Source organism: Kitasatospora sp. NPDC022785 (assembly GCF_055561295.1).
The window spans coordinates 220,557-239,935 of record NZ_JBVHHB010000001.1 but is presented as its reverse complement, the minus strand read 5'-3'; the positions used below and the strand labels follow the sequence as shown (position 1 = coordinate 239,935).

Annotated in this window: 14 protein-coding genes; 11 read left to right on the top strand and 3 right to left on the bottom strand. The window is 74.6% G+C overall.

Annotation, left to right across the window (positions count from 1 at the left end):
* The first annotated feature begins 3 nt into the window (after positions 1-3).
* The 5 genes from ACZ3YO_RS01000 (at position 4) to ACZ3YO_RS00980 (ending at position 6,977) form a co-directional block, all read left to right on the top strand.
* The gene (locus tag ACZ3YO_RS01000; protein WP_465563170.1) at positions 4-795 is read left to right on the top strand and encodes an adenosylcobinamide-GDP ribazoletransferase; all 792 of its coding nucleotides are present in this window, start codon (positions 4-6) and stop codon (positions 793-795) included.
* Between the two features lie 297 nt (positions 796-1,092).
* Entirely contained in the window at positions 1,093-2,598 is a 1,506-nt protein-coding gene (locus tag ACZ3YO_RS00995) for a leucyl aminopeptidase (protein ID WP_465563167.1), read from the top strand.
* A 434-nt stretch (positions 2,599-3,032) separates the two neighbouring features.
* Positions 3,033-4,421: a dihydrolipoyl dehydrogenase gene (gene lpdA, locus ACZ3YO_RS00990; protein WP_449770487.1), complete on the top strand. Its 1,389-nt coding sequence runs from the start codon at positions 3,033-3,035 to the stop codon at positions 4,419-4,421.
* Between the two features lie 57 nt (positions 4,422-4,478).
* A complete protein-coding gene (gene sucB, locus ACZ3YO_RS00985) occupies positions 4,479-6,272 on the top strand; it encodes a 2-oxoglutarate dehydrogenase, E2 component, dihydrolipoamide succinyltransferase (RefSeq protein ID WP_465563164.1) in 1,794 nt (597 codons plus the stop codon).
* A gap of 189 nt (positions 6,273-6,461) precedes the next feature.
* Positions 6,462-6,977 (top strand): DUF4240 domain-containing protein, encoded by a 516-nt coding sequence (locus ACZ3YO_RS00980; RefSeq protein ID WP_396319453.1) that lies wholly within the window; start codon positions 6,462-6,464, stop codon positions 6,975-6,977.
* 174 nt (positions 6,978-7,151) lie between these two features.
* On the opposite strand, the gene ACZ3YO_RS00975 is transcribed toward ACZ3YO_RS00980, so the two are convergent.
* Together ACZ3YO_RS00975 and ACZ3YO_RS00970 are read right to left on the bottom strand one after the other, a co-directional pair.
* Positions 7,152-8,180, bottom strand: a complete 1,029-nt coding sequence (locus tag ACZ3YO_RS00975; protein WP_465563161.1) for a DUF2510 domain-containing protein — start codon at positions 8,178-8,180, stop codon at positions 7,152-7,154.
* A 193-nt stretch (positions 8,181-8,373) separates the two neighbouring features.
* Positions 8,374-8,871: a GNAT family N-acetyltransferase gene (locus ACZ3YO_RS00970; protein ID WP_465563158.1), complete on the bottom strand. Its 498-nt coding sequence runs from the start codon at positions 8,869-8,871 to the stop codon at positions 8,374-8,376.
* Between the two features lie 73 nt (positions 8,872-8,944).
* On the opposite strand from ACZ3YO_RS00970, the gene ACZ3YO_RS00965 reads away from it, so the two are divergent.
* Complete coding sequence (locus ACZ3YO_RS00965) at positions 8,945-9,850, top strand: TIGR01777 family oxidoreductase (protein ID WP_465563155.1); 906 nt, start codon at positions 8,945-8,947, stop codon at positions 9,848-9,850.
* A gap of 471 nt (positions 9,851-10,321) precedes the next feature.
* Positions 10,322-11,653 (top strand): NAD(P)/FAD-dependent oxidoreductase, encoded by a 1,332-nt coding sequence (locus ACZ3YO_RS00960; RefSeq protein ID WP_465563153.1) that lies wholly within the window; start codon positions 10,322-10,324, stop codon positions 11,651-11,653.
* 253 nt (positions 11,654-11,906) lie between these two features.
* Here ACZ3YO_RS00960 and ACZ3YO_RS00955 read toward each other — a convergent pair whose 3' ends face one another.
* Positions 11,907-13,745, bottom strand: a complete 1,839-nt coding sequence (locus ACZ3YO_RS00955; protein ID WP_465563151.1) for a regulator — start codon at positions 13,743-13,745, stop codon at positions 11,907-11,909.
* A gap of 309 nt (positions 13,746-14,054) precedes the next feature.
* Here ACZ3YO_RS00955 and ACZ3YO_RS00950 point away from each other — a divergent pair, with 309 nt between their 5' ends.
* The 4 genes from ACZ3YO_RS00950 (at position 14,055) to lipB (ending at position 19,360) form a co-directional block, all read left to right on the top strand.
* On the top strand, positions 14,055-14,816 hold the full coding sequence (locus ACZ3YO_RS00950; protein ID WP_465563148.1) for a 3-hydroxybutyrate dehydrogenase: 762 nt from the start codon (positions 14,055-14,057) through the stop codon (positions 14,814-14,816).
* 47 nt (positions 14,817-14,863) lie between these two features.
* Positions 14,864-16,240, top strand: coding sequence for an MFS transporter (locus ACZ3YO_RS00945; protein ID WP_465563147.1), 1,377 nt, complete (start codon positions 14,864-14,866; stop codon positions 16,238-16,240).
* Between the two features lie 199 nt (positions 16,241-16,439).
* Positions 16,440-18,380, top strand: a complete 1,941-nt coding sequence (locus ACZ3YO_RS00940; protein WP_465563144.1) for a helix-turn-helix domain-containing protein — start codon at positions 16,440-16,442, stop codon at positions 18,378-18,380.
* 182 nt (positions 18,381-18,562) lie between these two features.
* On the top strand, positions 18,563-19,360 hold the full coding sequence (gene lipB, locus ACZ3YO_RS00935) for a lipoyl(octanoyl) transferase LipB (protein WP_465545551.1): 798 nt from the start codon (positions 18,563-18,565) through the stop codon (positions 19,358-19,360).
* The last annotated feature ends 19 nt before the right edge of the window (positions 19,361-19,379 follow it).

The window sequence follows — 19,379 nt, the reverse complement described above, 5'->3', positions numbered from 1 at the left end:
TTCGTGCAGAGCAGAGACGACCAGGCCGGCTGGGGGGACGGACTGCGGTTCGGGTTCGGGACGCTGTCGGTGCTGCGGGTGCGGGTCGAGCGGTGGGACCGGGCGGCGGCGGGGCGGGCGATGGCGTCCGCCCCAGTGGTCGGGGTGGTGCTCGGGGCGATGGCGGCGGGCGCGGGGGCGCTGGTCGCGTGGCGTGCGGGCGGGCTGCTCGGCGCGGTGGCGGCGGTCGGGATGCTGGCCGCACTGACCCGGGGGCTGCACCTGGACGGGCTGGCCGACGTCGCCGACGGTCTGGGCAGCGGCAAGCCGGCCGAGGATGCGCTGCGCATCATGAAGCAGTCGGACATCGGGCCGTTCGGCGTACTCACCCTGGTGCTCGTCCTGCTGGCCCAGATCGCCGCGCTGGCCGGGCAGTTCGACGCCTCGGTGCCGCGCGGAGCACTCGCCGTCCTCACCTCGGCCACGGCCGCGCGGTGCGCGCTCGCCTGGGGGTGCCTGCGCTCGGTGCCGGCCGCCCGGCCGGGCGGGCTCGGTGCGATGGTCGCGGGGACGGTTTCGCCGGCCGCCGCGATCACGGCCACCGCCGGGGCGATGCTGGCGGCGGCCGCCGCCGGCGTGGCCGACGGATGGTCAGTTCTCCGGCTTCCGCTGGCCGTTGCGGCCGGGCTCGGGTGCGCCTGGCTGCTGTTGCGGCGCTGCATACGGCGGTTGGACGGGATCACCGGGGACGTCCTCGGCGCGATGGCGGAGACCGCCGCGACCGGCACGCTCCTGGCGCTCGCGCTACTGGGCTGAGGCGCACCGGCGGGCACCGGCAACGGACGACCGGGCACCGGGCGGCGCGTGATCCCAGCATGCGGACTACCATGCGTGGAGCACCGCAGCCCTGCACCGTCGCAGGTCCTGCCCGGCCGACGCGCGTCGAGGAGCCGGGGCTTCTGGTGTGTGCGGCCGCCGCGACCGGCGGCCGCGCGCGCCAGGGGCCCCGGACCCGGCCCGCGCCACCGGGAGGCCCGCGGCGGCGGCTGGCTGCGCCGGTGCGGCAGCCGCGCCGCGACCGGTCGTGGACCGCGAAAGAACAGGACGCATTACGTGACTGCATTGTCTGTGAGCACCTCCTCCGCCGCCTCGCTGCGCGCGGACGCCCTGGTGATCGGTGTCGCGAAGGGCCCGAAGGGCATTGTGCTGGCCCCCGGTGCCGAGGCCGTGAGCGAGGCGTTCGAGGGCAAGCTGGCCGAGGTCCTCAGCACCCTGGGCGCGACCGGCGCCGAGGGCGAGACCGTCAAGGTGCCCTCCCCCGCCGGCCTGAAGGCCGCGCTCGTGCTCGCGGTCGGCCTCGGCGAGGCCGCCGACGGCGGCTACGGGCGGGAGGCGCTGCGCCGCGCCGCCGGTGTCGCCGCCCGCGCCCTGGCCGGCAGCAAGAAGGCCGCGCTGGCGCTGCCGGCCGAGTCGGCCGACGAGGTCGAGGCGGTCGCGCTGGGCGGCCTGCTCGGCTCCTACGCCTTCGGCACCTACAAGGGCAACGGCAACGGCAAGGAGCCGGTCGGCGAGCTCGTCCTCCTGGCCGCCCGCAAGGGCAGCAAGGACGCCAAGGCCGCCGTCGAGCGTGCCCTGGTCGTCGGCGAGGAGATGAACCGGGCCCGCGACCTGGTCAACACCGCCCCCAACGACCTGAACCCGAAGGGCTTCGCCGCGATCGCCCAGGCGGCCGGCAAGGAGCACGGCCTCAAGGTCGAGGTGCTGGACGAGAAGGCGCTGCTCAAGGGCGGCTTCGGCGGCCTGCTGGGCGTCGGCAACGGCTCGGTCAACCCGCCGCGACTGGTGAAGGTGGCCTACACCCACCCGAAGGCCAAGGCCAGCCTGGCGTTCGTCGGCAAGGGCATCACCTATGACTCGGGCGGCATCTCGCTGAAGCCGGCCGGCCACAACGAGACCATGAAGTGCGACATGGCCGGCGCCGCCGCCGTCTTCGCCGCCGTGGTCGCCGCCAAGCGGCTCGGCCTGGCCGTCAACGTCACCGCCTGGCTGGCGCTGGCGGAGAACATGCCGTCCGGCTCGGCCACCCGCCCGGGCGACGTGCTGAAGATGTACGGCGGCACGACCGTCGAGGTGCTGAACACCGACGCCGAGGGCCGTCTGGTGCTCGCCGACGCCATCGTGCGGGCCGGCGAGGAGAAGCCGGACGTGATCGTCGACGTCGCGACGCTGACCGGCGCGATGGTGCTGGCGCTGGGCCACCGCACCTTCGGCGTGATGGCCAACAACGACGAGCTGCGCGAGACGCTGCACACCGTCGCGGGCGAGGTCGGCGAGCAGTCCTGGCCGATGCCGCTGCCGGCCGAGCTGCGCAAGGGCATGACCGAGTCGACCATCGCCGACCTGGCCAACATGGGCGAGCGGATGGGCGGCGGCCTGGTGGCCGGTCTGTTCCTGAAGGAGTTCGTGGCCGAGGGCATCGACTGGGCCCACCTGGACATCGCCGGCCCGGCCTTCAACGAGGGCGCGCCGTTCGGCTACACCCCCAAGGGCGGCACCGCGAGCGCGGTGCGCACCCTGGTCCGCTTCGCCGAGCAGACCGCGGCGGGCAGCAAGGCCTGATCCGGAGGTTCGGAGCGGACGGGGTCCGGCGCGGGTGCGCCGGACCCCGTCCGGCTTTCCGGGCGCGTCCACCGGGCGTCCGGCCGCCCGCACCGCTGTTACCTGCGGGTAAGGAACGAAGCCCCGCCCCGCACCCTTGTTCGCTGCGGGCGAAACTTTGTTCCACTGTGCGGAACCGGCCCGCCGACAGACCGCCCGAAGCGCCGTTCACGCCGCTGTCAACCCCGCCCTGAGCTGCGATGATGCCCTTCCGTCGGGGGTATTCCCACCCCGGTGACCGCCCTGTGGGACACCCCCGGGGTGGACCCGGACATCAGCCGCCGTGAACAAGTGCGAAGATGTATTTCCGGCACGACTGGGCGCCTCACAAAGGCTTCCGACCCACCGGACCGCGACCGGCCCGGCGACCCACCCCATTGCATGGAGGACGTGACGTGGCGAACGACGCCAGCACCGTTTTCGACGTAGTCATTCTCGGAGGCGGAAGCGGCGGTTACGCCGCGGCGCTCCGCGCCGCTCAGCTGGGCCTGAGCGTCGCCCTGGTCGAGAAGGGTGAGCTGGGCGGCACCTGCCTGCACCGCGGCTGCATCCCGACCAAGGCGCTGCTGCACGCCGCCGAGATCGCGGACGAGACGAAGGAGGCCGCCGAGTTCGGCGTTCTGGCCACCTTCCAGGGCATCGACATCAACGGCGTCCACAAGTACAAGGACGACGTCATCGCCGGCCTGTACAAGGGCCTGCAGGGCCTGGTGGCCTCGCGCAAGGTGACCTTCATCCAGGGCGAGGGCAAGCTCTCCTCGCAGACCTCGGTGGACGTCAACGGCCAGCGCATCGAGGGCCGCCACATCGTCCTGGCCACCGGCTCCGTGCCGAAGTCGCTGCCGGGTCTGACCATCGACGGCGACCGCGTGATCTCCTCCGACCACGCGCTCAAGCTCGACCGCATCCCGAAGTCGGCCGTCATCCTCGGCGGCGGCGTGATCGGCGTCGAGTTCGCCTCGGTCTGGAAGTCCTTCGGCGTCGAGGTCACCATCGTCGAGGCGCTGCCGCACCTCGTCCCGCTGGAGGACGAGAACTCCTCCAAGCTGCTGGAGCGCGCGTTCCGCAAGCGCGGCATCAAGTTCGAGCTGAAGGCCCGCTTCTCCGGCGTCGAGTACACCGAGACCGGTGTGCGCGTCTCGACCGAGAACGGCAAGCAGATCGACGCCGACCTGCTGCTCGTCGCCATCGGCCGCGGCCCGGTCTCGGCCGGCCTCGGCTACGAGGAGAACGGCGTCGCGATGGACCGCGGCTACGTCCTCGTCGACGAGTACATGCGCACCAACGTGCCCACGATCTCCGCCGTCGGCGACCTCGCCCCGACCCTGCAGCTGGCCCACGTCGGCTTCGCCGAGGGCATCCTGGTGGCCGAGCGCCTGGCCGGCCTGAAGGCCGTGCCGATCGACTACGACGGTGTCCCGCGCGTGACCTACTCCAACCCCGAGGTCGCCTCCGTCGGCATCTCCGAGGCGAAGGCCGTCGAGCTGTACGGCAAGGAGAAGGTCGTCACCCTCAAGTACAACCTGGCCGGCAACGGCAAGAGCAAGATCCTGAAGACCGCCGGCGAGATCAAGCTCGTCCAGGTCAAGGACGGCGCCGTGGTCGGCGTCCACATGGTCGGCGCCCGCATGGGCGAGCAGGTCGGCGAAGCTCAGCTGATCTACAACTGGGAGGCGCTGCCGGCCGAGGTCGCGCAGCTCATCCACGCGCACCCGACCCAGTCCGAGGCCCTGGGCGAGGCGCACCTGGCGCTGGCCGGCAAGCCGCTGCACGCGCACGACTGATCGCGCCCCACCTTCCCCCATTCCAGTACGCAAGACTTGATAGGAGTCGCTGAAACCATGGCGGTCTCAGTAACACTGCCCGCGCTGGGCGAGAGCGTTTCCGAGGGCACCGTCACCCGTTGGCTGAAGGCCGAGGGTGAGCGCGTGGAGGTCGACGAGCCGCTGCTCGAGGTCTCGACCGACAAGGTCGACACCGAGATCCCGGCCCCGGCCTCGGGCATCCTGGCCTCGATCAAGGTCGGCGAGGACGAGACCGTCGAGGTGGGCGCCGAGCTGGCGGTCATCGACGACGGCTCCGGCGCCCCGGTCGCCGCTCCGGCCCCCGCCGCCGAGGCCGCCCCGGCTCCGGTCGCCGCTCCGGCCCCGGTCGTTGAGGCGCCCGCCGCCCCCGCCCCGGTCGCCGAGGCCCCGGCCGCGCCCGCCACCCCGGCCGCTCCGGCCGGCGACGCCACCCCGGTGCTGCTGCCCGCGCTGGGCGAGTCCGTCACCGAGGGCACCGTCACCCGCTGGCTGAAGGCCGAGGGTGACACCGTCGAGGTCGACGAGCCGCTGCTCGAGGTCTCCACCGACAAGGTCGACACCGAGATCCCGTCGCCGGTCGCCGGCACCCTGGTGAAGATCCTGGTCGGCGAGGACGAGAGCGCCGAGGTCGGCGCCCAGCTCGCGCTGATCGGCGCCGCCGGTGCCGTCGCCGCCGCCCCGGCCCCGGCTGCCGCTCCGGCTCCGGTTGCTGCCCCGGCCCCGGCCCCGGCCCCGGCTCCGGCCGCCCCGGCTCCGGCCCCCGTTGCCCCGGCTGCCCCGGTCGCCGCTCCGGCTCCGGCTCCGGTTGCCCCGGCCGCCCCGGTTGCCGCTCCGGCTCCGGTCGCCCCGGCCGCCCCCGCCCCCGTCGCCGCCCCGGCTCCGGTCGCGCCGGCCGCCCCGGTGGCCGACAGCGGTGACGCCTACGTCACCCCGCTGGTGCGCAAGCTCGCCGCCGAGCAGGGCGTCGCCCTGGCCTCCGTCACCGGCACCGGTGTCGGCGGCCGGATCCGCAAGCAGGACGTCATCGCCGCCGCCGAGGCCGCCAAGGCCGCTCCGGCCCCCGTCGCCGCCCCGGCCGCCGCGCCGAAGGCCGCCGCCGCTGCGTCCCCGCTGCGCGGCGAGACGGTCAAGATGACCCGCATGCGCAAGGTCATCGGCGACAACATGCTGAAGGCCCTGCACGAGCAGGCCCAGCTGACCAGCGTGGTCGAGGTGGACGTCACCAAGATCATGTCGCTGCGCGGCAAGGCCAAGGACGCCTTCCTCGCCCGCGAGGGCGTGAAGCTGTCCCCGATGCCGTTCTTCGTCAAGGCCGCCGCCCAGGCGCTGAAGACCAACCCGGTCGTCAACGCCCGGATCAACGAGGCCGAGGGCACCATCACCTACTTCGACACCGAGAACATCGGTATCGCGGTGGACTCCGAGAAGGGTCTGATGACCCCGGTCATCAAGGGTGCGGGCGACCTCAACATCGCCGGCATCTCCAAGAAGACCGCGGAGCTGGCCAGCAAGGTGCGCGGCAACAAGATCACCCCGGACGAGCTGTCCGGCGCCACCTTCACCATCAGCAACACCGGCTCGCGCGGTGCGCTGTTCGACACCGTCATCGTGCCGCCGAACCAGGTCGCCATCCTGGGCATCGGCGCGACCGTCAAGCGCCCGGTCGTCATCGAGGCCGAGGGCGGCACCGCCATCGGCATCCGCGACATGACCTACCTGTCGCTCTCCTACGACCACCGCCTGGTGGACGGCGCCGACGCCGCCCGCTACCTGGTGGCCGTCAAGGAGATCCTGGAGGCCGGCGAGTTCGAGGTCGAGCTCGGCCTGTAAGGCTCCTCCGTCGCACTCCGGCGGAACTCCGGAACCCCGCGTCGTCCCCGGACGGCGCGGGGTTCCGCGTTCCCGGAGCGGACGGAGGAGGCCGGGCATCGGACGAAAGGGGCCGGGCATCGGAAGAACGGGCGTTTCGCGGGCCCATCACATGCGCGGGCGCGGGCGAACGGGGATGCTGGAGCGGTGATGGACGAGACCGACTTCTGGCAGATCATCGACGACACCCGGGAGGCCGCCGAGGGCGACCCGGACGAGCAGGCGGAACGGCTGGTGGAACGGCTCGTCCAACTGACCCCGGACGACGTCATCGACTTCGCCCGGCTCTTCGAGGCGCGGTTCCAGCGCGCCTACCGCACCGACCTCTGGGCCGCGGCGTACCTGCTGCTGGACGGCGCCTCGGAGGACAGCTTCGACTACTTCCGCTGCTGGCTGATCGGCCAGGGCCGGGACGTGTTCGAGGGCGGGCTCCACGAGCCGGACGACCTGGCCGACCTGCTCCCGGACTTCGACGAGGAGGAGGACGGCGAGGCCGAGGACCTCGGCTACGCCGCCGACGAGGCGTACGAGCAGCTGACCGGGCTGCCGCTGCCCGAGGTGGGCGAGCGGCAGCCCGCGCGGCCGTCGGGTGCCTCCCTGGACTTCGACGACCCGGACGCGATGGCGAAACGGTTCCCCAAGCTCTGGGAGCGTTACGGGGACTGAGCCGCCGGCGCCGGGCCACGGGCAGGGCCGCGGGCACCGGACTGAGCCGCCGGCGCCGGGCCACGGGCAGGGCCGCGGGCACCGGACTGAGCCGCCGGCATCGGGCCACGGGCAGGGCCGCGGGCACCGCAGCCGACAACGCTGCGCGGCCCGGGCCGTGGCGGCGCCTCCGTCTCAGGCACCCGAGCCGGAGGCGGTGCCGTCCTGCTTGATGCCCTTGAGGATCTGGTCGAGGACGCCGGGGTCGGGCGCGCCCGCCGCGTCGTCCACGCCGCCCTCGAAGGCCACGTAGCCGCCGCCCTTGGCCGGGACGGCCACCATCAGCACGTAGCCCTTGGTGCCGTCCGAGGTGGTGATGTGCCAGCGCACCGCGTACCCGGAGACGCCCGCCACCGTGGTGTTGGAGGAGCCGGCGTCGGTGTGCGAGGTGATCCCGGTGAAGATCGCCCCCGCGTAGGTGGGCATCGCCGCCTCGGCGGCGGCCCGGGCGGACGTGCCGGAGATGGTGTCCTTCTCGACCGAGAACTGACCGCGGATGCAGGAGCCGCCGGTCGGACAGGTGTAGCGGCCGCTGCCCAGGAAGACCGTCGAGTGCGTGGTGTCGGTCTGCGCGTCCCAGCCCTGGAATATCGGCACGGTGATGGAGTGCTGGGTGTCGGCGGCGGTGTCCTTGATCACCGGCACCGGCGGCAGGCTCGGCGTGGGCGTCGGCGTCGGGGTGGGCGTGCGCTTGGTCGGGCTGGCGGTCGGGCTGTCCGTGACGGTGACCGTCGGCACCGGCGTCGGGTCCGCCCGCGGAGTGTCGCCACCGCTGTTGAGCGCGATCGCGACCACCACGCCGACCACGACCAGCACTCCGGCCACGATGCCGATCACCACGCCGGGTTTGGTCCGCCCGGGCTTCGGGGGCGGCGGGTAGCCGCCCTGCGGGTAGCCGTAGGCGGGCTGGTTCTGTGCCGGGTAGCCGTACCCGGGCGCGCCCTGCTGCGGGGCGCCGTAGCCGTACGCGGGCGGCTGGGCGGGGGCCGCCTGCTGGGGGGTCTGCCAGGAGACCTGTGTCGGGGCGTCGGCGAGCCCGCCGCCGCCCGCCTGGACGGGGCGGACGTCGCTGGTCCAGGCGGTGCCGTCCCACCAGCGCTCATGACCGGCTGTGCCGTCCGCACCCGGTACCGGGTACCACCCGGGAGGCGTCGAGTTGCTCACGGCCGTACGGTACCCGGCGTGGCGCTACTCCAGACAGGTTGGGTGTGTCACGACTCTGCTACCGGCCGGACACGAAATCCGACGGGTCGTCAGGGGGTCCGGCACCGGCGGGACGGAGGGTGCCGAGGGTGCGGGCGGCCCCGGGCGGGCCCGGGCGGGCGGTTCAGGCCACGAGCGGGCGGGCCCGGGCGGTTCAGGCCACGAGCGGGCGGGCCATCCAGATGTCGTCCACGTACCGGCCGTCGATCAGGAACTCCTCGGTGAGCGAGCCCTCGACGACGAAGCCGCAGGCCTCGTAGAGGCGCCGGGCCGGGGCGTTGTGCCCGAGCACGCGCAGGGTGATCCGGCGGGCACCCTGCTCCCGGGCGGCCGTGCAGGCGGCCTCGACCAGCGCCCGGCCGAGGCCCCGGCCGCGGGCCGAGGAGTCGACCGCCAGCCCCTGGATCTGGCGCACGTGCCGGTTGCTGGCCAGCGGGGTGGGCGGGACCACCCGGACGTAGCCGACGACCCGGCCGCCGAGCAGCGCCAGCAGGAACTGGTCCGGGGTGTGGCGCTCGTCGAACACCGCGTCCCCCTCGGGCGGCTGCGGGGCGACGTCACTCAGCCAGGACCAGGCTGCGCGGTTGAGCTCCGACAGCTCCTTCTCGTCCTCGGACCGAGCGGGGCGGATGATCAGATCTTCGTCGTGCATGCGCGTCATGCTAATCAGCGACCCCCGGCCTGTACACGGAGTTCCGGCCCCCGGAAACTGCGAGGATGACCCCATGCGAATCGCGGTCACAGGCTCCACGGGATTGATCGGCTCGGCACTCGTCCGCTCCCTGCTGGCGGACGGCCACGAGGTGGTCCGGCTGGTCCGGCACCGCTCCCGGACCGGCCCGCAACCGGACGGGACGACGGCGATCGGCTGGAACCCGCTGCTCGGGCAGGTCGACCGGGACGGGCTCGCCGGGGTCGAGGCGGTGGTCCACCTGGCGGGGTCCGGGGTCGGCGACCGCCGGTGGACGGACGCCTACAAGCGGGATATCCGGGAGAGCCGGGTGCTCGGCACCGAGACGCTGGCCGTCGCGCTGGCCGAGCTGAAGGAGCCTCCGCGGGTCTTCGTCAGCGCCTCGGCGGTCGGCCGGTACGGGCAGACCGGGGATGCGGTGATCGACGAGGACTCCCCCGCCGGGGACGACTTCCTGGCCGAGGTCTGCGTCGAGTGGGAGGCCGCGGCCCGGCCGGCCGAGCGCGCCGGGATCCGGGTGGTCCACCCGCGCACCGGGATGGTGCTCTCCGCCAAGGGCGGGGCCGGCGGGCGGCTCTTCCCGCTCTTCAAGCTGGGCCTCGGCGGGCGGCTCGGCGACGGCCGGCAGTACTGGAGCTTCATCTCGCTGGCGGACGAGGTCGCGGCGCTGCGGTTCCTGATCGACCGGGACGACCTGAGCGGCGCGTTCAACCTCAGCGCACCGGAGCCGGTGACCAACGGCGAGCTGACGGCGGCGCTGGGGCGGGCGCTGAAGCGGCCGACGGCGTTCCCGGTGCCGACGCCGGTGCTGAAGGCGGTGCTGGGCGAGCTGGCGATCGAGGTGGTGGGCAGCCACCGGGTGGTGCCGAAGCGGCTGCTGGAGGCGGGCTTCCGCTTCGAGCACCCGGACGTGGACTCGGCGGTGCGGGCGGCGCTGTAGCGCTCCTGCGGCGGGGCGCGTCGCGTGGCGCCGAGGGGGCGCGTCGCGTAGTGGCGGCGAGCCGCTTCCGGGGCGGGCCGCGTCGTGCCTGCGAGCCGCTTCCGGGGCGGGTCGCCGTCCGCGCGGGTGCCGCAGGCCCGCGTACGCCCGCTCCGGCGGCGACGCCGGCCAGGGGCATATGCCGAACGGGGGGCGGTCGGGGCTCCGGCTGGGGGCGCACGGGAGCACGAAGTGGGCGCGCCGCACGCCCCTGGTGACCGTGCGCGCCCGCAGACCCCCGAACCCGGCCCCTTGGGCCACAGTCCGTGACGGCACCCCCATCCCGTGCGGCCGAACCCTTCCCGGCGCCGGATACGGCCCGATGCGCTTGTCTGACGCTCACACTGACTGGGCATCACATCGTCGGACCGTGTCCCGGCACCCCGCTGCCTGCGTCGGCCGAAGCTCCGGGACCAGGGAGGGAGCACGCCAGTGCCCACGTACGACTTCACTCGCCGCGCCCGCCGACAGTCCGACCCGGACGTCGTCGTGGTGGGCGCCGGACTCGCGGGCCTGGCCGCCGCCCGCGTACTGACCGGCCACGGACTGACCGTCCACGTCCTGGAGACCACGGACCGCGTCGGCGGCCGGATGGCCACCCGCGAACTGGACGGTTTCCGGCTAGACCACGGCAGCCAACTGCTCAACACCGCCTACCCGGAGCTGCGCCGCGTCCTCGACCTGGACCGCCTCGAACTGCGCCCGCTCGCGCCCGGCGTACTCGTGCACGGCGGCGGCCGCCGCTACCGCGCCGGGGACCCGCAGCTGACCACCGCCCGGCAGGCCGCCACCCGGGCCCCGCTGGGCAATCCGCTGGACAAGGCCCGGCTGGGCAGCTGGCTCAGCCGGCTGGCCGCCACCCCGGCCGGCCGGCTCCAGGCCCGGCCGGAGACCACAGCCGCCCGTGCGCTCACCGAACGCGGCCTCGCCCCGCGCACCGTCGACGGCTTCCTGCGGCCGCTGCTCGCCGCCCTGCTCAGCGACCCGGCCCTGGGCACGTCCAGCCGGATCGCCGACCTGGTGCTGCGCAGCTACGCACGCGGCCGGCTCTGTCTGCCCGCCGGCGGCATAGCGGCGGTGCCGGCCCAGCTGGCCGCCGCGCTGCCCGCCGGGACGGTGCGCACCGGGGTGCAGGTCACCTCGATCGCGGCCGACGGCGTGGAGACCGCCGGGCACGGGCGGATCGGCGCGCAGGCCGTGGTGGTGGCGACCGGCGCGCGGTCCGCCGCCGGGCTGCTGCCGGGCCTGCGGCTGCCGGACTTCCACCCCGTCACGACCTTCTACCACGCGGCCGACCGGGCGCCGATCGGCGAGGCCGTCCTGCTGCTGGACGGCGACCGTCCGGGCGGGCGGCCGCCGCTGGTCTCGCACTCGGTGGTGCTGAGCGAGCTGCACCCCTCGTACGCCCCGGCCGGGCAGGCGCTGGTCGCCACCACGGTGCTCGGACGGCGCTCGTTCGACGCCGGCGGCCCGGCCGCGCTGGAACCGGCGGTGCGCGCGCGGCTGGCGGAGCTGTACGGCGCGCCCACCAAGGGGTGGCAGTTCCTGAGCGTGCGCCACGTCCCCGACGCGGTACCGGCCATGCCGCCGCCGCACCACCACCGGCGCCCGGTGCGGCTGCTGGCCGGGCTGTACGTCTGCGGGGACCACCGGGACACCAGCACCGCCCAGGGTGCGCTGGTCTCGGGCCGGCGGGCGGCGCAGGCCGTGGTGCGCGACCTGGGACTGCCGACCGGCGCCCGCGAGGCGGAGGCGGCGGCCTGACGCGGACCCGGCCGGGGGCGGGTCACGAGGACCGTCGGGGCCGGCCCCGTCGCGGCGGACGCCGGGCACCTGCCCTCGTCCACCGCGACGGCGCTGGTCGGCGCGGGCATGCTCCCGGTGCTGCCCGCCCCGCTCCCGGCGCTGCTCTTACCGCTGTGCCGGCGCTGGTCCTCCCGCTCCCGGCGCAGGGACCGCGCGGCGGCCGCCGAGGGCGACCGGCCGCGGGTGAGCGCCGGGAGCGGGTGGTCGAAGGTCAGATCACCCCCGCCTGGCGGGCCGTCTCCTCGAAGGCACGGGCCACCGGGCTGCCGCGGTACGGGGTGAGCCGGCGGTGGAAGTCCCGGACGTACTCCAGCGAGCGGGCCGAGCGCATCTCGCCGGCCGCGCGCAGGGCGTCGGTGGCCATGGTGCACGCCTCGTCGAGGTCGCCCATGCCGAGCCGGGCGGTGGCCAGCACCATCCGGCAGAAGATCCTGCTCCGGGCGTAGGCGGGCGAGCGCAGCCGCAGCGACTTCTCGGCGTGCTGGGCGGACGTCCGCCACTGCTGGAGGTCCCGGTAACAGTGGGCGAACTCGTCGGAGAGCTGGGCCTCGTCGAAGTACCGTGCCCAGGAGGGCAGTTCGTCGCCGGCCCGGGCCGCTGCCAGCGACCGCTCGGAGCGGACCAGCGCGGTGGTGCAGGCCCGGACGTCGCCGAGCAGGCCGTGCCCGCGCGCCTCGGCGGCGTGCAACAGCGCCTGCACGGTGGGCGGTACGGCGGTGCCGACGCCCTGCTGGGCGACCCGGGCCAGCTGGACGGCCTCCCGGCCGTGGCCGAGGTGCACCGCCTGCTGGCTCATCGTCACCAGGACGTAGCCTCCGAGCGCGCGGTCCCCCGCGGCCTGGGAGAGCCGCAGCGCCTGGACGAAGTAGCGCTGGGCCAGGCCGTGCGCGGCGATGTCGAAGGACGTCCAGCCTGCCAGCCTGGTCAGGTCGGCCACCGCGCCGAACAGCGCCCGGCCGATCTGCTCGCCGTACCGGCCGCGCAGCATCGGCTCGGCCTCGCTCTCCAGGTAGCGGACCAGCGCCTGGCGGGCGTGGCCGCCCCCGTAGGCGTGGTCCAGCGCGCGGAAGAGGTCCCCGACGGCGCGGATGGCGGCGATGTCGCCCCGGCCGACCCGCAGCGCCGGGCGCTGCTCACGGGCCGGGTCGGTGTACGGCGGCTCGACGGCGACGGGCGGGCGCCGGCTCTGGCTCGGCACCCGGCCGAGCGCGGTCGACGCCGCCTGCCCGGCGGCCGAGGGCGGGACGGAGGCCCGGGAGGAGGGCGCACCAGGGGCCGGGGCCGGGCCGCGCACCGGGGGTGCGGCGGGCGCACCGGGCGCGGCGGCGGACGGTGCGCCGGGGGCGTCCGGGCGGGGCAGGGTGGAGCCGTCCCGGGCGACGCGCTCGTCCGTCCGGCCGATCAGCCAGTCCCGGCTGGGGACGACCAGTCCGGCCGGGGTGAAGGCGATCCGGCGAAGCTCCGACTGCGGGCCGTTGTCCTTGCGCCACATGCTCGCCACGATGTCCACCGCCTCCTGCGGCGTCTCGGCGAACTCCAGGCCCGCGTAGACGGGGGCGCAGGCGTCCAGGCCGAGGTCCTGGGCGGTGAGGCGGCGGCCGAGCCGGCGGGTGAAGACCTCGGCGATCAGGGCCGGGGTGGCGCCGCGCGGCTGCTGGCCGCGGAGCCAGCGGGTGACGGAGGTCTTGTCGTACCGCAGGTCGAGGCCGTGCTCCAGGCCGAGCTGGTCGACCCGGCGGGCCAGGCCGGCGTGCGAGAACCCGGCCTCCTCGATCAGGGCGGCCAGCTGGCCGTTCTGCGGACCCGGGCCGGAGTGGCCGGCCGTGGGCGGGGGCGGTGCGGGTGCGGGCGCGGCAGAGTCGTCCGGGGCGGCGGCAGCGCCCTGGTGCCGTTCGGGCGTGACGGAAGTGATCTGCGCGGGCACTCGCAACTCGTCGGCGGTCGGGGCGTCGGGGGCGTCCGGAAGGGCCCGGCCGACCGGACCTCGGTGCTGGTCGAGCGGGTCGAGCGGTCCGTACGCCGGGCTGTCGGTTGCAGGCCGTTGGGGCATAGTCAGTCAACACCTCTCGGACGCCGCACCGGCTCCACCAGCACTTCGGCTGCCTGTGGCGGCGCCCCCTGTCGGGAATCGGCGCGAATGTAGCGAGCATTCGGGCGCTATGGGTGGTTCTGGCCGAGCAATCCTCCGAACGGGTGAAGCATCGGCGCCCATTGTGGGGAAGCCCGGACAGGATGGGTTTGGCTGCAGGTGGCCGAACCGCCGATCGATGGTCGTAGTGATGACCTCCATGGTTCACCGCAGTGCTGTAGGCCCCCACCACATAGGAGCCGGGCCGCAGGATTCCTACCGTTCTCGGCCATGGACACCACTTCAGCCCGCCCGCTCGACGGCCGTACGGCCCTGGTCACCGGGGCCGCCTCGGGCATCGGCCGGGCCTGCGCGGAGGCCTTCGCCGAGGCCGGCGCCCGGGTCTACGTCGTCGACCTCTCAGCCGCCGCGGCCCGGGAGCTCGCCGAGCGGATCGGCGGCGTCGCCCACGTCGCGGACCTCTCCGACCCGGAGGCGGTCGAGGGCCTGCCGGACGACGCCGACATCGTGGTCAACAACGCCGGCCTCCAGCACGTGGCGCCCCTGCACGAGTTCCCGCTGGAACGCTTCACCCTGATCCAGCGGGTGATGGTCGAGGCCCCGTTCCGCATCCTGCGCCGCACCCTGCCGCACATGTACGAGCGGGACTGGGGACGGGTGGTCAACATCTCCTCCGTCCACGGCCTGCGCGCCAGCGCCTTCAAGTCGGCCTACGTGACCGCCAAGCACGCGCTGGAGGGGCTGAGCAAGACGGTCGCCCTGGAGGGCGCGCCGTACGGCGTCACCAGCAACTGCATCAACCCCGGCTACGTCCGCACCCCGCTGGTGGAGCGCCAGATCGCCGGCCAGGCGCTGGCGCACGGCATCCGCGAGGACGAGGTGGTGGAGCAGATCATGCTCGACCGCACCGCCGTGAAGCGGCTCATCGAACCCGACGAGGTGGCCCAGCTCGCCCTCTGGCTCTGCTCCCCGCACGCCTCCTACATCACCGGTGCCAGCCTCCCCGTCGACGGCGGCTGGACCGCGCACTGATGCTCCCCGCCGCACCCCGCCCGTCCCCCTCCGAGAGGCTTGATCCCATGGCCAGTTCTCCCACCGTCGCGAGACCGGGCTCACCGCTCTGGAAGGTGGTCGGTGCCAGCCTGATCGGCACCACCATCGAGTGGTACGACTACTTCCTGTACGGCACCGCCGCGGCGCTGGTCTTCGGCAAGGTGTTCTTCCCGGCGAGCGATCCGCTGACCGGGACCCTGCTCTCCTTCCTCACCTACGCGATCGGGTTCGCCGCCCGGCCGCTCGGCGCGCTGGTCTTCGGGCACTTCGGCGACCGGATCGGCCGGAAGAAGCTGCTGGTGGTGAGCCTGCTGCTGATGGGCGGGTCCACCACACTGATCGGGCTGCTGCCGACGTACCACCAGGTCGGCGTGGCGGCACCGGTGCTGCTCACCCTGCTGCGGCTGGTGCAGGGCTTCGCGCTCGGCGGCGAGTGGGGCGGCGCGGTGCTGCTGGTGTCCGAGCACGGCGACGCCCGGCGGCGCGGGTTCTGGGCGTCCTGGCCGCAGGGCGGCGCACCGGCCGGGAACCTGCTGGCGGCGGGCGTGCTCTCGCTGCTGACCACCGTGCAGTCCGACGCCACCTTCCTCTCGTGGGGCTGGCGGGTGCCGTTCCTGCTGTCGGCGCTGCTGGTCGCGGTGGGGATGTGGATCCGGCTGGCGGTGGACGAGTCCCCGCTGTTCAAGGAGGCGCTGGCCCGCTCCGAGGCGCGCAAGGCCTCGCAGCGGCAGGCCGAGCAGCCGCCGCTGGTCGCCGTGATGCGGCACCACTGGCGGGAGGTGCTGGTGGCGATGGGCGCCCGGATGGCGGAGAACATCTCCTACTACGTGATGACCACGTTCGTCCTGGCCTACGCCGTGACCCGGGTGCACCTGCCCAAGCAGACCGCGCTGAACGCGGTGCTGATCGCCTCGGCGGTCCAGTTCGCGCTGATCCCGCTCTTCGGGGCGCTCTCCGACCGGGTCGGCCGCAAGCCGGTGTACCTGGTCGGCGCGGTGGGCGTCGGGATCTGGGCGTTCGTCTTCTTCGGGCTGGTGGACACGAAATCGTTCGGCTCGCTGGTGCTGGCGGTGACCGTCGGGCTGGTCTTCCACAGCGCCATGTACGCACCGCAGGCGGCCTTCTTCTCCGAGATGTTCGCGACCCGGATGCGGTACTCGGGTGCGTCGATCGGCGCCCAGTTCGCCTCGGTGGCGGCCGGCGCGCCCGCGCCGCTGATCGCGACCGCGCTGCTGAAGGACTACGGCAGTTCCACCCCGATCGCGGTGTACGTGGCGATCGCCGCCGCGGTCACCGTCCTCGCGGTGCTCTGCGGCCGGGAGACCCGCGGCAGCGACCTCACGGAGGTCGAGCCGGAGGCCGCTCCCGAGGCCGTGGCGCTCGCCAAGCCCGCGACCGCCTGACACCCCGTTCCACGGCCGGCGCTCATGACCGGATGGGCGCCGGCCCGCTACGGCCACCGGGGCTGAGCAGCTACGATCGCGCTTCCGTCCCCGGGGCCTGTCCTCGAAGCAGCGTCGTCCGCCCGGACGCCGCCGGGAAGGCGGGACTTCGACGACAGGGACCGAGGCCTGTGACCCACTGCCGATTGGCGGCCGTACCGTGAACGACCCCGTCCCCCACACCAGCTCGGCGCCCGCGCTGCGGCGGCTGCTCGACCTGCTCGCCTCCGGCGCCGCCACCGAGGACTTCGCCGACGTGCTGGCCGACGCGCGCCGTCAGGGGGCTCCGGGCGCCGTGCTGAGCGAGATCGACGACGCCACCTGGCAGGCGCTGCGGGTGCACCGGACGCTGCGTCAGCACCGCCGCCGCGAGGCCGAGCTGACCGCCCTTTTCGACACCGCCGGGGATCTCGCCGCCTCCCGGGACCTGGACACCGTGCTCCAGGCGATCGTCCGGCGGGCCCGGATGCTGCTCGGCACCGACACCGCCTACCTGACCCTCCCGGACGAGGCCGCCGGCGACACCTACATGCGGGTGACCGACGGCTCAGTCTCCGTGCTCTTCCAGACCCTGCGGCTCAGCCTCGGCGACGGCCTCGGCGGCCTGGTCGCCCAGACCGCCCGCCCGTACGCGACCCCCGACTACCGGACCGACGAACGCTTCCACCACACCGGCACCATCGACGCCGGGGTGCTGGACGAGGGCCTGGTCGCGATCATCGGGGTGCCGCTGCTGCTCGGCGGCCGGGTGATCGGGGTGCTCTTCGCCGCCGACCGCTCGCCGCGCGCCTTCTCCCCCGACGAGGTCGCGCTGCTCTGCACCCTGGCCGCACACGCCGCGATCGCCCTGGACACCGCCAAGTCGCTGGCCGACACCCGGGCCGCGCTCGCCGAGCTGAACAGCGCCAACGAGCTGATCCGGGCCCACTCCGCCGCCGTCCAGCGCGCCGAGCAGGGCCACGACCGGCTCACCGACCTGGTGCTGCGCGGCGCCGAGGTACCGGACGTCGCCGCCGCGGTGGCCGCGCTGCTGGGCGGCGAGATAGCCGTCCTGGACACCGGCGGCGAGCCGCTGGCCGGCCGGGCCGCACCCGCCGAGGGGCTGGCCGAGGCGGTCGCGGCGTCCCGGTCCGAGGGCCGGTCGGTGCGGCACGGCGACGCCTGGGTCTGCGCGGTGCTCGCCGGCCAGGAGCCGCTGGGCACCCTGGTGCTGCTCGGCCGGCCGGGCCTGGACGACGCCGACCGCCGGCTGTTCGAGCGGGCCGGTGTGGTCACCGCACTGCTCCTGCTGCTGCGCCGCTCGGTCGCCGAGACCGAGAACCGCGTCCGCGGCGAGCTGCTCGCCGACCTGCTCACCACACCCGACCGCGACCCGGCCGGCCTCACCGCGCGCGGCCGCCGGCTCGGGGTGGACCTCGGCCGCCCGCACCTGGTGCTGGTCGCCGAACCGGCCGGTGCCGCCGGCGCCGCGCTCAGTGCCGCCACAGCGGCCGCCGACCGCGGCCGGCTGGCGGGCGCCGCCGGGCGGTACCTGTTCGGCTCGCGCGGCATCAGCGCGGAGCACGGCGAGGCAGTCGTCCTGCTGCTCCCGGACGACGGCTCGGCGGGCGCCCCGCAGGAGGCGGCCGAGCAGGCTGCCGAGCGGCTCGCCCGGCTGGCAGGGTTCCCGGTCACCGTGGGCGCCGGCCGGCCCGCCGCAGGCCCGCTCGCGCTGGCCGCCTCGTACGCCGAGGGCCTGCGCTGCGTCCGGGCGCTGCGCGTGCTCGGCCGGGCCGGGGACGGAGCCTCGGCCCGGGCGCTGGGCTTCCTGGGGGTGCTGCTCGGGGACGGCCACGACGTGGACGGCTTCGTCGGCGCGACGCTCGGCCCGCTGCTGGACTACGACGCCCGGCGCGGCACCGAGCTGGTCCGCACGCTTCGCGCCTACTTCGACTGCGGCGGCAGCCTGACCCGGGCCAAGGACGAGCTGCACGTCCACGTGAACACGGTGGTGCAGCGGCTGGACCGGGTCGAGGTGCTGCTCGGCCGGGACTGGAACCACCCCGAACGCTCCCTGGAGCTGCAGCTGGCGCTGCGGCTCCAGCTGCTCGCCGGCAACTGACCGGACGGCCGGACCGGGGCTGCCCGCGGGCACCCGGACGGCCGATCGCGGCCGGGGCGTACAGTGGCGAGGTTGGTCTCGAACGCCTGGCAAGGAGCAGCAACGGTGAGCGAGCGTAGCGAGCAGACGGTCGGACGGTGCGCGTCGCGCGAAGTGACCGCCGAGTGCGGCGGGGTGCGCGCATGAGCGAGAACGTGCGGTTCGTGCGGATGGGCATGGGCGAGGGCGCGGTCCCCTACCAGGAGGCCTGGGAAGAGCAGCAGCGGCTGCACGCGCTGCGGGTCGCGGACGAGATCCCCGACACCGTGCTGCTGCTGGAGCACCCGCCCGTGTACACGATGGGCAGGCGCACCAACCCGGCCGACCTGCCGCTGGACGGCACGCCGGTGGTCGAGGTCAACCGGGGCGGCGAGATCACCTGGCACGGCCCCGGCCAGCTGGTCGGCTACCCGATCGTGAAGCTCCCCGAGCCGATGGACGTCGTCGCGTACGTGCGCCGGCTGGAGGAGGCCCTGATCCGGGCCTGCGGCGAGTTCGGTGTGGAGACCACCCGGGTCGAGGGCCGCAGCGGGGTCTGGGTGCTGGGCGAGGCCATCCCGGACGCGGTGGTGGACCCGTCGCAGGTGGTGGACCTCGGCAAGCTGACCCTGCGGATGGGCCTGCCGCTGGGCATCGACCCCCGCCTGGCCGGGCCGGAGTACGCGCCCTCCAACGCCGGGCAACGCGGCGACGACCGCAAGCTCGCCGCGATCGGCGTGCGGGTCTCGCGCGGGGTGACCATGCACGGCTTCGCGCTGAACTGCGATCCGGACATGACCTGGTTCGACCGGATCGTGCCCTGCGGCATCCGGGACGCGGGCGTCGCGTCGCTCTCCGGCGAGCTGGGCCGGGATTTCCCGGTCGGCGAGGCGCTGTCCGCGGTCGAGAAGCACCTGGCGGACGTGTTCGCCGAACTGCCGGAGCCGGCGCTCAGCCGCTGACCCGGGACGACCCGGCAGG

Coding starts and splice junctions, on each gene's coding strand:
- sucB (WP_465563164.1), top strand. CDS start 4,479: ATGGCGGTCTCAGTAACACTGCCCGCGCTGGGCGAGAGCGTTTCCGAG.
- ACZ3YO_RS00980 (WP_396319453.1), top strand. CDS start 6,462: ATGGACGAGACCGACTTCTGGCAGATCATCGACGACACCCGGGAGGCC.
- ACZ3YO_RS00970 (WP_465563158.1), bottom strand. CDS start 8,871: ATGCACGACGAAGATCTGATCATCCGCCCCGCTCGGTCCGAGGACGAG.
- ACZ3YO_RS00965 (WP_465563155.1), top strand. CDS start 8,945: ATGCGAATCGCGGTCACAGGCTCCACGGGATTGATCGGCTCGGCACTC.
- ACZ3YO_RS00955 (WP_465563151.1), bottom strand. CDS start 13,745: ATGCCCCAACGGCCTGCAACCGACAGCCCGGCGTACGGACCGCTCGAC.
- ACZ3YO_RS00950 (WP_465563148.1), top strand. CDS start 14,055: ATGGACACCACTTCAGCCCGCCCGCTCGACGGCCGTACGGCCCTGGTC.
- ACZ3YO_RS00945 (WP_465563147.1), top strand. CDS start 14,864: ATGGCCAGTTCTCCCACCGTCGCGAGACCGGGCTCACCGCTCTGGAAG.
- lipB (WP_465545551.1), top strand. CDS start 18,563: ATGAGCGAGAACGTGCGGTTCGTGCGGATGGGCATGGGCGAGGGCGCG.